The sequence below is a fragment of the Bifidobacterium sp. wkB338 genome (assembly GCF_003688325.1).
In the GTDB taxonomy this organism is placed as follows: Bacteria; Actinomycetota; Actinomycetes; order Actinomycetales; family Bifidobacteriaceae; genus Bombiscardovia; species Bombiscardovia polysaccharolytica.
Window position 1 is genome coordinate 103,900 of the sequence record NZ_NPOR01000024.1, and the last position, 13,658, is coordinate 117,557.

9 protein-coding genes are annotated in these 13,658 nt (G+C 62.7%); 3 read left to right on the forward strand and 6 right to left on the reverse strand.

The genetic code is table 11. The annotated features are described in order from the left end of the window. Nucleotides 1-120 precede the first annotated feature (120 nt). Both aspS and hisS read right to left on the reverse strand, forming a co-directional pair. Nucleotides 121-1,923 (reverse strand): aspartate--tRNA ligase, encoded by a 1,803-nt coding sequence (gene aspS / locus CI603_RS05495; RefSeq protein WP_121913340.1) that lies wholly within the window; start codon nucleotides 1,921-1,923, stop codon nucleotides 121-123. A gap of 39 nt (nucleotides 1,924-1,962) precedes the next feature. After that, nucleotides 1,963-3,348 (reverse strand): histidine--tRNA ligase, encoded by a 1,386-nt coding sequence (gene hisS, locus CI603_RS05500; protein WP_121913341.1) that lies wholly within the window; start codon nucleotides 3,346-3,348, stop codon nucleotides 1,963-1,965. An 84-nt stretch (nucleotides 3,349-3,432) separates the two neighbouring features. Here hisS and CI603_RS05505 point away from each other — a divergent pair, with 84 nt between their 5' ends. After that, nucleotides 3,433-4,995: a DUF349 domain-containing protein gene (locus tag CI603_RS05505; protein ID WP_121913342.1), complete on the forward strand. Its 1,563-nt coding sequence runs from the start codon at nucleotides 3,433-3,435 to the stop codon at nucleotides 4,993-4,995. 202 nt (nucleotides 4,996-5,197) lie between these two features. Here CI603_RS05505 and CI603_RS05510 read toward each other — a convergent pair whose 3' ends face one another. The 3 genes from CI603_RS05510 to CI603_RS05520 form a co-directional block, all read right to left on the reverse strand. Continuing rightward, entirely contained in the window at nucleotides 5,198-7,558 is a 2,361-nt protein-coding gene (locus CI603_RS05510; RefSeq protein WP_259465486.1) for a bifunctional (p)ppGpp synthetase/guanosine-3',5'-bis(diphosphate) 3'-pyrophosphohydrolase, read from the reverse strand. 83 nt (nucleotides 7,559-7,641) lie between these two features. Further along, nucleotides 7,642-8,106, reverse strand: a complete 465-nt coding sequence (gene dut, locus CI603_RS05515; RefSeq protein ID WP_121913343.1) for a dUTP diphosphatase — start codon at nucleotides 8,104-8,106, stop codon at nucleotides 7,642-7,644. Continuing rightward, nucleotides 8,106-8,399, reverse strand: a complete 294-nt coding sequence (locus tag CI603_RS05520) for a DUF4193 domain-containing protein (protein ID WP_024627827.1) — start codon at nucleotides 8,397-8,399, stop codon at nucleotides 8,106-8,108. Before CI603_RS05520 ends, dut begins: the two co-directional genes overlap by 1 nt. Nucleotides 8,400-8,566: 167 nt before the next feature. Between CI603_RS05520 and sepH the strand changes: the two genes are divergently transcribed. Continuing rightward, a complete protein-coding gene (gene sepH, locus CI603_RS05525; protein WP_121913344.1) occupies nucleotides 8,567-9,652 on the forward strand; it encodes a septation protein SepH in 1,086 nt (361 codons plus the stop codon). A 23-nt stretch (nucleotides 9,653-9,675) separates the two neighbouring features. Here the strand turns inward: sepH and CI603_RS05530 are convergent, their stop codons facing one another. After that, nucleotides 9,676-10,899, reverse strand: a complete 1,224-nt coding sequence (locus tag CI603_RS05530; RefSeq protein ID WP_121913345.1) for an alkaline phosphatase family protein — start codon at nucleotides 10,897-10,899, stop codon at nucleotides 9,676-9,678. 112 nt (nucleotides 10,900-11,011) lie between these two features. On the opposite strand from CI603_RS05530, the gene CI603_RS05535 reads away from it, so the two are divergent. Beyond that, nucleotides 11,012-13,645: a DNA topoisomerase (ATP-hydrolyzing) subunit A gene (locus CI603_RS05535; protein ID WP_121913346.1), complete on the forward strand. Its 2,634-nt coding sequence runs from the start codon at nucleotides 11,012-11,014 to the stop codon at nucleotides 13,643-13,645. Nucleotides 13,646-13,658: the final 13 nt, after the last annotated feature.

Below are 13,658 nucleotides of genomic sequence, written 5' to 3' on the forward strand. Positions count from 1 at the left end.
AGCCACTGTCCGAACGCGACCGATTGACCCGCAGCGCCTAAACCGGCATAAACAATAAGGGCCGAAACCCCGCAGAATTCCAACCCTTTTAGACTCTCGTCGATCAGTGACAATGTGCGCTCAGTCGGCATCCTCCTGATCCGGTTCCCAGTCCACGCCGGTCTCGGCGCGTTGCTGGTCGGAGATGGGCGCCGGAGCCCCGGTCATGGGATCCTGGCCGCCACCGGACTTGGGGAAGGCGATGACATCGCGGATGGAGTCCGCTCCGGTCAGGATCTGGGCAGTCCTGTCCCAACCGAAGGCGATGCCTGCGTGGGGAGGAGCGCCGTACTTGAAGGCCTCCAGCAGGAAGCCGAACTTCTCCTGGGCCTCCTCGGGGCCGATGCCCAGCACTTTGAAGACCCGATCCTGAATGTCGTCGCGGTGAATACGCACCGAGCCGCCGCCCATCTCCTCGCCGTTGCAGACGATGTCATAGGAGTCGCTCATGGCGTGTTCGGGATCCTTGTCGAAGCGGTCGATCCAGTCGGCCGAAGGCATGGTGAAGGGATGGTGCATGGAGGTCCACTTAGAATGGCCCACAGCCACATCGTCGTCGTCCGGGTCGTCGGTGGGCTTGAAGAGCGGGAAGTCCACCACCCAGGTCAGGGCGAATTCGTCGGGCTTGAGCAGCCCCTGGCGACGGGCGATCTCCACACGGGCCGCGCCCAGCAGGGTTTGCGAAGCCTCACGGGGACCGGCTGCGAAGAAGACGGCATCCCCGTCCGTGGCGCCTACGGCCTCCTTGAGGCCTTGGCGCTCGGCATCAGACAGGTTCTTGGCCACCGGGCCCTTGAGAGTGCCGTCGCCGGTGAACTGGACATAGGCCAGGCCCTTTGCACCACGCTGGCGGGCCCATTCCTGCCAAGCGTCGAACTGCCTGCGGGGCAGGTTAGCCGCACCCTGGTAGACCACGGCGCCTACGTAGGGAGCCTGGAAGACCCGGAAGGGGGTGTTCTTGAAGTAGTCGGTCAGTTCGACGATAGGGTTGCCAAAGCGCAGGTCAGGCTTGTCGGAACCATACTTGTCCATGGCCTCCTGCCAGCTGATTCTGGGGATGGGCAGGGTGACCTCGAATCCTGCAGCCTTCCAGACCTCGGCAATGACTTGCTCGGCCATGGCCATGACGTCCTCCTGGGAGGCGAAGCTCATCTCGATGTCCAGCTGGGTGAACTCAGGCTGCCTGTCGGCGCGGAAGTCCTCGTCGCGGTAGCAACGGGCAATTTGGTAGTAACGCTCAAAGCCGCCCACCATCAGCAACTGCTTGAGCAGCTGGGGAGACTGCGGCAGGGCGTACCAGGATCCGGGCACCAGGCGGGCCGGCACCAGGAAGTCACGGGCGCCCTCGGGGGTGGACTTGATCAGGGTCGGCGTCTCGATCTCGCAGAAATCCATCTTGTCCAAGGCAGCACGGGCGGCACGGTTCATGGCGGCCCTCAGACGGATGTTGCGCTGCATGGAGGGGCGACGCAGGTCCAGATAACGGTAGCGCAGCCGCACATCCTCGCCGGGCAGCTTGTTCTCGGCCTCGTTCTCCAGGGCTGTGGACACCTGGAAGGGCAGGGCTGCCGACTTGGCCAGAACCTCAATCTTGTCTGCAACGATCTCGATGTGTCCGGTGGACAGGTGTTCGTTGTCATTGCCCTCAGGACGTTCGCGAACCTTGCCGGTGACCTGGATGACGTACTCGCTACGCAGGGGCCGGGCCTCTTCCTCGTCATAGATGACGATCTGCACCAGACCGGAGCGGTCACGCAGGTCGATGAAGGCCACGCCTCCGTGATCACGGCGGCGATCCACCCATCCGGCCACCGTCACCTGGCGACCGACCATATCTTCAGTGACATCCGTGGCGTAGCTCGTTCTGTAAGCCGACTGGCCCATGCTTTCCTGTACCTCCATAATGCTCGGCCTGCCCCTGCGTCAGGCCTGGTATTCCACACTCTGCCGGGCATACAGGCTATCCGGCGTCCACGACACCAGGTCAGCCGGAGTCTGATCGCCGGTGATGATGTTCTTGACCTGGTCGCCCTCCTGCTGGCCCTCCTTGGCAGGGAACCAGACATAGGGGATGCCCAGGTGGTCGGCATAGCGGATCTGTTTGCCAATCTTGGCTGCAGTAGGCGCCACATCAGCGGCAATACCTCTGGCCCGCAGATCCTGGGCGATGTGGTTGCTGATGGTCCGATCCTCCTCGTCCCAGACAGCGACCATGACCGCAGCCGGAGAAACCCTGGAGGCCTGAACCCCGTGGGCCAGCAGGTAGGAGAGCAGGCGAGAAAGCCCAATGGACAGCCCTACGCCTGGATAGGTCCGGTTGCCCTGGTTAGCAAGATTGTCATAGCGGCCGCCGGAACAGATGGATCCCAGGGACTGCGCCCCCTCCAGGAAGGTCTCGTAGACAGAGCCGGTGTAGTAGTCCAGCCCGCGGGCGATCTTCAGGTCGGCGATGACCGAGCCAGGTCGAATGCGGGCGGCCTCATCGATGATCATGGCCAGCGTCTCCAGCCCCTCAATGGCCAAGGCGTACGAAGAAGACTCCTTATCGATGCCAACCTTGTCAACCAAGGCATCGAACCGCTGGCGCAGCTGCTTGCCATCGTCGGCGGTCAGCTCGGCCAGAGCCAGGCAGGCCTTGGCCTGGTCCTGATTGGCGCCGCACTCACTGACCAACAGGCTGGCCACCTCGTCAGGGCCGATCTTGTCCAACTTGTCGATCTCGCGCAAAACGCCCTCGACATCCTCCAGACCCAGACCCCGGTAGAATCCCTCGGAAAGCTTGCGGTTGTTGGCGTGCACAGTGGGCTTGGGCAGGCCGAAGGCCCGCAGCTCCTCCAGAGCACTCAGCATGACCAGGGGCACCTCGACTTCGTAGTGGTCGGGCAGCTCTCCGTTGCCAATTACGTCAATGTCAGCCTGAACGAACTCCCTGAACCGTCCCTCCTGGGGGCGCTCTCCTCGCCAGACCTTCTGAATCTGCCAGCGTTTGAAGGGGAAGGTCAAGTCGTTGCTGTGCTCCACCACATAGCGGCTCAGCGGCACGGTCAGGTCAAAATGCAGGCCCAGCCGGCGCTCCACTGGCACATCCTTTTCCTGGCCCAGATCCTGCAGTCGGGAGAGCAGGTAGATCTCCTTGCTGGTCTCCCCCTTCTTGAGCAGGCTGGAGCCCTCTTCTACGGCTCTGGTCTCAATGCCGATGTAGCCGTTCAATTCGAAGACCTTGCGAAGCGTGTCGAGGATGCGCTGCTCCACCACTCTTTGCGAAGGAAGCCATTCTGGGAAACCGGATAGAGATGTGCCTTTTGCCATAAGAACCTATACTATAGGAGGTCAAGGAAAATGGTATTGCCATATTTTGCGATCTCTCCAACACACAAGCCTAAGGAGCTGGCCATGGCCGACAACACCGCCATCACACCCGAGAACACCTCGACACCGCAGGAGGAGCACACCGCGGACGCGGAGGGCCAGGTCGCCGCTGCGACAACGCCCGAAGCCGGGCAGGAACAGGCTGCCCCCGGACAGACCGCATCTACTGAGGATGCACCAACCCAGAGCGCACCGGTACCGGCTGAACCACAGCCTGCAACTGCTGAAGCGCCCGCGCAAGCAGCTACACCTGCTGCGCCCAAGCCCAAGGCGGTTCCCTCCCCCGCAGCTCTGGCCCACAAGGCCCCTCACGTCAAGGCCGCCCCGGCCGCTCCCACCTACAGCCAAGAGGAGATCGACAAGGCAGAAGCCTTCGGCCGGGTGGACGAGCAGGGCAACGTCTTCGTCCGCGAGGGTGACCAGGAGCGCCAGGTGGGCCAGTTCCCCAATGCAGATCCCAAGGAGGCCCTGGACCTTTACGCCCGCCGATACTTGGACCTCAAGGAGAAGCTGAACCTATTCGCCTCCAGACTGCGCAGTCCCAAGATCAAGGCCCACGAGATCGACGAATCCATAACCTCGCTCAAGGAGGAGACCAGTCAGCCTGAAGCAGTCGGCGACCTTGCCGCCCTGCGCACGCAACTGGAGCAGCTGGCCGAAAAGGGGCAGACCCGCAAGGCTGAACTGGCGCAAGCACGCAAGGATGCCATGGCCAAGGCCATCAAGGAGCGGACCGCCATCGTAGAGAAGGCCGAAGATCTGGCAGCCTCCCTGGGCGACTCCACCAACTGGCGATCCACAGCAGACAAGTTCCGTTCCCTCTTCGAGCAGTGGCAGCACCACCAGCGCACCACCATCCGCATTGACAAGGCCGACGCGGACGCACTCTGGAAGCGTTTCTCCTCCGCCCGCACCACCTTCAACCAGGCCCGCCGCAAGTGGGCCCAGCAGCGTGACGCCCAGCGGTCCGAGACCAAGCGGATCAAGGAAGAAATTATCGCCGAGGCCGACCAGATCAAGGACTCCACTGACTGGGGACCCACCTCTCATCAGTTCAACGAGCTCATGGACCGCTGGAAGCAGGCCGGACGTGCAGGACGTCAGGATGACGACGCCCTCTGGGCTCGGTTCCGTCAGGCCGCGGATGTCTTCTTCAACGCCCGTCAGGCCGACCGGGACAAGACCTCGGTCAACGAGCGCGAGAACCTGACCAAGAAGGAGGCCCTGGTGGCCAAGGCCGAGGCCTTGCTGCCCGTCAAGGATTCCAAGGCCGCCAAGCAAGCCCGGCAGGAGCTGGCCAAGATTCAGGAGGAATGGGACGCCATTGGTTTCGTCCCCCGTGACGATGTGCGCCGAATCGAGGGCAGGATGGATGCCGTGGACCGGCAAATCAAGGCCGTGGAAGATGCGGCCTGGAACCAGTCCGACCCCGAGGCCGATGCCCGCGTCTCCAGCTTCGAGCAGCAGCTGGCCGCCCAGCTTCAGGACCTGGATCAGCGAATCGCCGCCGAGCAGGATCCGGCCAAGAAGCAGGAACTGGAGGCCGAGAAGGCCACCAAGGAGCAGTGGATGAACGCCGTGCGCTGATTGTAGCAGTTTCCGTTAGAACCCCCGGCTTGGTCATTGACCACCGGGGGTCTTTCTGTAATCACCGTTAATAACCCTCTTTTAGACTTTGAGCCGTTGAATTTTCAAGGCTGAAAGCAAGTAATAGATTTGACGAGATACCGGCAAAATGCCGTCGCGAGAGTAAGAGGAAAAGTAGGTATAACGGTGATTGCAGGGAAAGTCAGATGGCCCGCATATGGGGTCTGGTCGAGCCCTTGGCTCCGGTCAGCCGGTAGGCATCGAAGACACCGTCGATCTTCCTGACAGCCGACAGGAGCGTATTCAGATGTTGGGGGTCGCCCATCTCGAAGACGAATTGACTGACCGCGACCCGGTCACGACCGGTGGATTGGCTGCCCGACAGGATGTTGACCCCGTGGTCGGACAGGACCTGAGTAATGTCCGAGAGCAGGTGGGGCCGGTCCAGGGCCTCCACTTGAATCTGGACCATGAAAGTGCCCTGTTTGCCCGTCCAGGAGACCTCTATGATGCGTTCGGGCTGCTTCTTGCGCAGTTCCAGAAGATTCTGGCAGTCGGACCGATGAACCGAGACGCCCTGGTTGCGGGTGATGAACCCGGTGATGGGGTCCCCTGGCACTGGAGTACAGCAACGGGCCAGCTTGACCCAGACATCGTCCACGCCCTTGACCGAGATCCCCTGGGAGGTCTCCGGCCGGCTGGACTTGGTGACCCGCTGCAGGGGAATGGCCTCCTGCTCCACCTCGTCCTCAAGGGCCGACCGGCCGGCATCATGTACCAGCCGTGAGATCACGTTCTGAGTGGAGACCTGCCCGTCGCCAATAGCGGCGTAAACCGCGTTCTCATTGGGATAGTTGAGCTCGTCGGCAGCCCCCACCATGGCTTCAGGTGTCAACAGGCTGGCCACGGGCAGGTTCCGTTTGCGCATGGCGCGGATGAGCTCGTCCTTGCCCTCCTCGATGGTCTCCGAACGGCGCTCCTTGCTGAACCACTGACGGATTTTGCTGCGGGCACGGGGGCTCTTGGCAAAGCTGAGCCAGTCGCGCGAGGGCCCATCGGTGTCGGACTTGCTGGTCAGAATCTCTACCGTGTCCCCATTGCGCAGCTTGGTGTCCAGGGGGACCAGGCGGCCATTGACCCTGGCGCCCATCGTTCTGTGGCCAACCTCGGTGTGGACGGCATAGGCGAAGTCCACTGGCGTTGAATCGGCCGGCAGGGAGATGATCTTGCCTTTGGGCGTGAATACGTAAACCTCGGCCGCGCCCAGATCATCCTTAAGTGAACCCAGGAACTCGTTGGAGTCCGGAGTCTCGCTGGTCCAGTCGGCCAGCTGCTGAATCCAGGTCAGGTTGTCCTCCTGGCTCAGCTCCCCCTCCTGGCGCTCACGCTTGACGTCGGACTTGTCGGGCTGGGAGAGTTCGCGGCCCGCAGAACCGTTCTCCTTGTACTTCCAGTGGGCGGCGATGCCGAATTCGGCGCGGCGATGCATCTGCCAGGTGCGAATCTGGATCTCGACCGGCTTGCCGCCCGGGCCCACCACCGTGGTATGCAGGGACTGGTAGCGGTTGGTCTTGGGCATGGCGATGTAGTCCTTGAACCGCCCAGGCACCGGGCTCCAACGGGCATGGACGGCACCCAGGGCAGCATAACAGTCGCGAATGGTATCCACGATGATGCGCACCCCAACCAGGTCGTAGATGTTGGCGAAATCGTGCCCGCGCACGATCATCTTCTGGTAGATGCTGAAGTAGTCCTTGGGCCGCCCTGTCACCTGAGCCTTAATGCCCTGAGCATCCAGATCCTCGTGAATCTCGTCCAGGATCTGCTGCAGGTAGACCTCCCGCTGGCCGGCTCTGCGGGAGACCAGGACCACGATTTCATTGTAGATCTTGGGATAGAGGGTCTTGAAGCTGAGTTCCTCCAGCTCGGTCTTGATGGCGTTCATGCCCAGCCGGTTGGCAAGGGGCGCATATACGTCCAGGGTCTCACGGGCCTTGCGCTGGGCTGATGAAGCCTTGACATAGCGCCAGGTGCGGGCGTTGTGCACACGGTCAGCCAGCTTGACCACCAGGACGCGGACATCCCGGCTCATGGCCACAATCATCTTGCGGATGGTCTCGGCCTGGGCCGAATCGCCGTAATCCATCTTGGATATCTTGGTGACCCCGTCCACCAAGCCAGCCACCGTGTCGCCGAACTCGTCCCTGCACTGCTCCAGGGTGTAGTCGGTGTCCTCCACGGTGTCGTGCAGTAGACCGGCCGAAACCACCGTGGGCCCCATGCCAAGGTCAGCCAGAATTTGTGCCACAGCCAGTGGATGGATGATGTAGGGCTCGCCAGACTTGCGCCTCTGGTCGGCATGCTGGACCACGGCCCGGTCATAGGCACGCTGAAGCATGGACAAATCCTCATCAGGATGATGGGCGGCGCAGATCTCCCAGATTGGCATCAGGGGATTGAGCGGATCGTCGCTGACCTCACAGCCCAGGGCTCTGGAGGACAAGCCAGAAGGGGCCTGATCGCCGACATCATTGCTACAGACGCTGCCCTCCTGAGTGACCATTCAAGCCTCCAATATCCCGATATAATGCACCAATCCTACACTTCGATATAGCCCATTCAGGTCGCTCGTGTCCGAACCGCGCCTCAGCGGCCGGTCGAGCCGAATCCGCTATCCGAACGCGCCGAGCCAGGCAGGCGTTCAGCAGGCACGAAACGGGCCTGCACGTAACGCTGGATGACCAGCTGGGCGATGCGTTCCCCAGGCTCGAAGTGGACCGACTCATGAGGATCCAGGTTGATCAACGGCACCTTGATCTCGCCCCGGTACCCAGCATCAATCGTCCCCGGCGCGTTGAGCACGGTCACCCCCATTTTCACTGCCAGTCCCGAGCGCGGGTGAACCAGGCCGACGTACCCGTTGGGCAGGGCCAAGGCCACTCCCGTGGGAACTAGCGCCCGCTGGAAGGGGGCCAGATCCACAGCCACCCTGGTTCGCAAATCGGCCCCGGCATCGCCGGGCATGGCGTATTCCGGCACGTCGGCCCCGCCCAAGGACTTGAACAGGATCTCGACCGTTTCTGGCTCGTTGTAGGACTCGTCATAGGCCATCAGGCGGCGCACTCCTTGCAGACGGGCTTGCCGTCGGGGGTGGTGTAGGCCAGTTGGCTCCGGTGCTTGACCAGGAAGCAGTTGGAGCAGATGAATTCATCGCCCTGCATGGGGATGACGGTCACCGAAGAATCCTCATTGCTTAAGTCGGCGCCAGGAAGCTCGTAGTCCTCGGCGATGGCGTTCTCGTCGTCGTCCAGATCGGCCCCGGCATCCTGGCCGCTTTTGCCGAGCTCCTGCAGGGATTCCTCGTCTTCATCCTTGTCTCGCGGGGTATCGTAATCTTGTGCCATCGTGTACCCTTTCCTTGTTCGACCAGTCACCTCGTATACCGGTCATTCCACACGATATGTACTGCGCATAGGATACACGATTTCAAAAGCACGTAAAATACCAACCGTAGGGCACAATGGAAATACCTGAGGCCGTGTAAAGGAACCGTAAGAGGATAGGGGCGTGCATGTCTGAGAATGGGACCAGGATGGCCAGCTTTGACCATGTCGACGACAGGGGCGATCTGGTCTTCGTCTGTGACCACCGGCACTTCGCCGTACGGGTCGACGATGCGCTTGATCGCGCCATTCTTGAGGCCAAGCAGGTCAAGGAGGAAGAGGATGTGGATCCCCAGACCGGCAAGTCCAAGCCCCTACCTGTCTCGGCCATCCAGGCGGCTGTGCGTGCCGGCGCCCGCCCCGAGCAGGTGGCACAACAATACGCTGTCAACGAAGCGCTGGTACGGCGTTTCGCGGCCCCGGTGGAGACCGAAAAGAAGTATGCCATAGAGCAGTTCCTGACCATGCCGGCGCCCAAAGGGTCGGGCGGGCGAAATTATCAGGAACTGATCGGCAAGGTGCTGGCCCGTGCCGGGGTCAGCCTGGCACAGGTTTCCTGGCAGGCCACCAGACGAGGGTACGAACCCTGGAACATCAACGGCGTGTTTACGCTGGACAAGCGGATCTTCAACGCCCGCTGGGCCTGGAACATGCATGACAACACTGTGACCTGCCTGAACAGGGCAGCCAGGATGCTGCTGGATGATTCCGCAGACGACCATGGCCAGGATCGGCCCGATTTGGACCAGGGCACAGCCGAAGAGATCGATGACCAGACTGACAGGCGCCCTCCAAGCCAGGACGATGCCTTTGCCCAAATAGAGGACGAGGAAGAGGACCATGGATCGGGCGACCAGGAGAACGGGGAGCGTCAGGCGGCGCTCACGGCCTGGCTCTATGGCAAACCCAAGGAAGGCCAGGAGCGGACAGCCGAACGAGACCCCAACCACCTCAGTGCCGAGCTGACTGAGGACCCCGACACGGCTGAGCATCCCCCAATCAGGGACACCGAGTCCACTATGGTCCTTCCTGTTCAGAGCCATGGGCAGAGCCAGGCTGACCAGGAGCAGCTCCAGCAGCCGGATCAAGTCGATGATGCCAGTCAGGACGGTCAGGAGGACGAACCCAAGGAGGGTCGCCGGAGTAAACGCGCCAAAAAGCACTCCGGACGGTCGGCCGTACCCAGCTGGGACGAAATCCTCTTCGGCAAGTAGCTGTAGGGTTCTATCCCCAGCAATCAGACCAGATCGATCAGGCAGGGAATCTGCGTCTCCAGACGGGTCCAGGAGCCGTGGACGCCAGGCAGTCTGGTCGCTGCATCAGTCTGATCAGCCGAATTCACCAGGGTGACCCGGTCACCGGCCAGAATCAGAAGGTCACCGATCATGGGGCGAATCCGAACGTCCACCGGGCCGAAGATTCCCCTTTCGATGGCCTGATCCCGGGTCAGCACCCAGGCCCGCTCCCCCAGACGATCCCGCCAACGGGCGGCCACGACCTTGGGATCCGCCCTCTGGTCCAGATAGAGCATGACGGCCCTGGGCTCGCCGCCAACCAGTCGCACTTCCCGGTTCAATTCCGGGTCTTGAGCGATGTCAATGCGCTGATCCGGATCAGCCTCGACCATGCCGTGATCGGCTACGATAACCGTCAGCGTCCCGGCTGGCAGGCGGCGATGAAGCTCGGCCAGCTGTGCATCGGTCGCTTCGAGAGCGGCCACCCATTCTTCGCCCTCCCAACCGCTGTGATGGCCCACCTTGTCCACATCGCGGATGTAGAGGTAGGTCAGCCCTGGCTGGCGGGCAGCCTGGCAGGCGGCCAGGAGACGCTGACGGGAGTGGTTGTGGGCCAGGTACTCTCCGCCGCGCAGAGCCGCACGGGTCAGGGCGGAGTCACGAAAACGCGGCAGGCCCGAAGAGGTCACGCGGACCCCCTGCGCCTGGAGGGTCTCGAAGACAGTTGGACGGCGCTGCAGGCGCTCGGGGTCCTGAGCGCCTCTGAACTGGATCATCTGGCCAAGCTGGCCGGTGTCGGGGTTCAGCTGTGTGTAGCCGGTCATGCCGGTCAGTCCAGGGCTGGTCCCGGTGCCGAAGACCCCCATGGCCGCCACCGTAGTCGAGGGCAGGCTGGTGTAGAGGGGACGCTGGTTGATGGGTTCGGACAGCAGCGAGCGCAGGTAGGGCACATGGCCCTGACGGCTGACCAGGTTCCAGAATCCCAGACCATCCACAAGGACGATGACAACCGACCGGGCATCAGGCAGCCCTAGGGCCTCCTGGAGGGCCTTGGCAGACGGATGGACGTCAGTGGCCACAGGCACTCCCAGACATGCGCTCAGGGCGGGCAGGACAGCGGACAGATGTCGAGGTCCACCAACATGATTGTCCCCCGCCTGGTCCCCGTATTGGATAGGCAGACTCGGCTCCAGCAGTTCCTTCATGTCAGGTGTATCCAGACCCATACCTTCCATTCAAGCACGGTCAGACCCCAGGCCGACACCGGACCCAGCAGGCACGCTTTGGCGGACCGTCCGGTTATCATAAGGCGGAACGTGAAGGAGCAGGAGCTGGAGCATGGCAACTCATCGCAGGAGCAAGGCGGCGGGGTACGACCCCCGGCAGGTCAAGGAGCACATCGTCGAAACCCCCCTGAACGAGGAGATGAGCAAGTCCTTCCTGGAATACGCCTACTCGGTCATCTATGCCAGGGCACTGCCCGACGCCCGTGACGGACTCAAGCCGGTCCAGCGACGGATCATCTACCAGATGGGCCAGATGAACCTCAACCCGGACCGCCCATACATGAAGTCCGCCAGGGCCGTGGGCGAGGTCATGGGCAAGTTGCATCCCCATGGCGACTCCTCCATATACGAGGCCATGGTCCGCCTGGCACAGCCCTTCGCCATGCGCCTGCCTCTGGTCGACGGCCACGGCAACTTCGGATCCTTGGACGACGGACCGGCGGCCTCCCGTTACACCGAGGCCAGGCTGGCCCCGGCGGCTCTGGGCATGAACGCCGACATCGACCAGGACACGGTGGACTTCTCCCCCAACTACGACAACAAACTTAAGGAGCCCCAGGTCCTGCCCTCGGCCATCCCCAACCTGCTGGTCAACGGAGCATCAGGCATCGCCGTGGGCATGGCCACCAATATGATCACCCACAACCTGGGCGAGGTGGTGGCCGCCGCCAAGTATCTGATGGCCCACCCGGACGCAGGGCTGGATGAACTCATGCGCTATGTACCCGGTCCGGATTTGCCCGGAGGCGGGATCATCGTAGGGCGGGACGGCATCCGCAAGGCCTACGAGCACGGCCGGGGGGCCTTTGTGACCAGGTCCGTCACCCACTTGGAAAACGTGACCGCCCGAAAGAAGGCCATCGTGGTCACTGAGCTGCCCTTCATGGTGGGCCCTGAGCGGGTTCTGGAGCGCATCTCCGAGGGGGTGCGCAACCACAAGCTGGAGGGCATCTCCAGCGCCATCGATCTGACCGACCGGCACAACGGGACCCGCCTGGTCATCGAGATCAAGACGGGATTCGACCCAGGCAAGGTCCTAGGCAAGCTCTTCAAGCACACGCCCCTGGAGGACTCTTTCACCATCAACAACGTGGCCTTGGTCCATGGACGACCCAGAACCATGGGGCTCAAGGAGCTGCTGGAGGTCTGGGTGGAGCACCGGCGGACGGTCATCCACCGTCGCAGCGAGTTCCGCCGCAAGAAGGCCCTGGAGCGTCTGCACCTGGTCGAAGGGCTCCTGCTGGCCTTGGTCGACATCGACGAGGTCATCCAGGTCATCCGCAGTTCGGACGACGCGGATGCGGCTAAGACCAAGCTGATGGCGGTCTTCGACCTGGATCAGACCCAGGCCCAGTATATTCTCGACCTGCGGCTGCGGCGGCTGACCAAGATGAGCAGGATCGAGCTGGAGGGCGAGCGCGACGACCTCAAGAAGCAGCTGGAGGAACTGGAGCGGATTCTGGACTCCTCGGCCGAGCTGGACCGGGTGGTCATCCAGGAGATGGATCAGGCGGTGGCCCAGTGGGGCACACCCAGGCGCACGGTCATCCTGGACCAGGAGCCATCCGGAGATCTGGCCCCTGTGCAGTCGGCAGCCAGTGATCAGCAGACTGCTCAACAGACCACCAGTAAGGCCAGTGCTGGCCGAAAGGCTGCACTGGCGGTCAACGGAGGAACCAGCCGCAGCGAAGATGGTGGCGATCTGCACATGGAGGACAAGCCCTGCACGGTCATGATGAGCGCCACCGGACTGCTGGCACGCAGCACTCCAGGCGCCCTGGATGCATGGCGGTCCCGGCCACGCAACCAGGACCGGGGGCATGACGACCAGATCATAGCCATATTCGCCACCACCACCCTGGCCACATACGGCCTGGTCACCACAGCTGGACGGCTGATCACCGCTCCTGTGGCCGACCTGCCGCTGATCCCGGCCACCGCCAACACCAACCTGAGCGGAGGCATCGTGGCCGACGAGCTCCTGAGCGGAACGGCCAGCACCGAACCCCAGGCCGACGAGCACGCCATCACCGTCATCAATATGACCGACTCCCAGCCTCTGGCCCTGGGCACACGCCTGGGCAAGGTCAAGCGCTGGAACCGCGAGTCGCCGACCACCATGGACTCCTGGTCGGTCATCGACCTCAAGGATGACGACCAGGTGGTCTTCGCAGCCCCCTGCCAGGACGGGGACCGCATGGTCCTTATCTCCTCGGATGCCAGCCTGCTGACCTTCACCGGGGACAAGGTCCGACCCCAGGGCCGCAATGCAACAGGCATGGCGGGCATACGTCTGGCCCAGGGCTGCCAGGTCGCCACCTTCGCGGTCGTACCGGCAGGGGAGATCAGCTGGACCTACCAGGAGACCGGCGAGGATGGCATGAGCACCCAGGCCGGGGCCGTGGTCCTGACCGTGGCCGGCGACTCCGAGGCCCTGCCAGGCACCGAGAACGGATCGGCCAAGCTGACGCCGCTGGAAATGTATCCGGTCAAGGGCCGTGGCACGGGCGGTGTGCGCTCCCAGCGCTTCCTCAAAGGTCAGGACACCCTGCTGCTGGCCCGGGTGGGCTCCTGGCCCCTGCACGCCAGCACTGCTGCCGGATCGCCGGTCGAACTGCCCGACGTGGACATGCGACGGGATGCCTCCGGCCAGGAACTGGCAGCACCTATCGCCTTCGTGGCATGAGAACGCTCAGCAA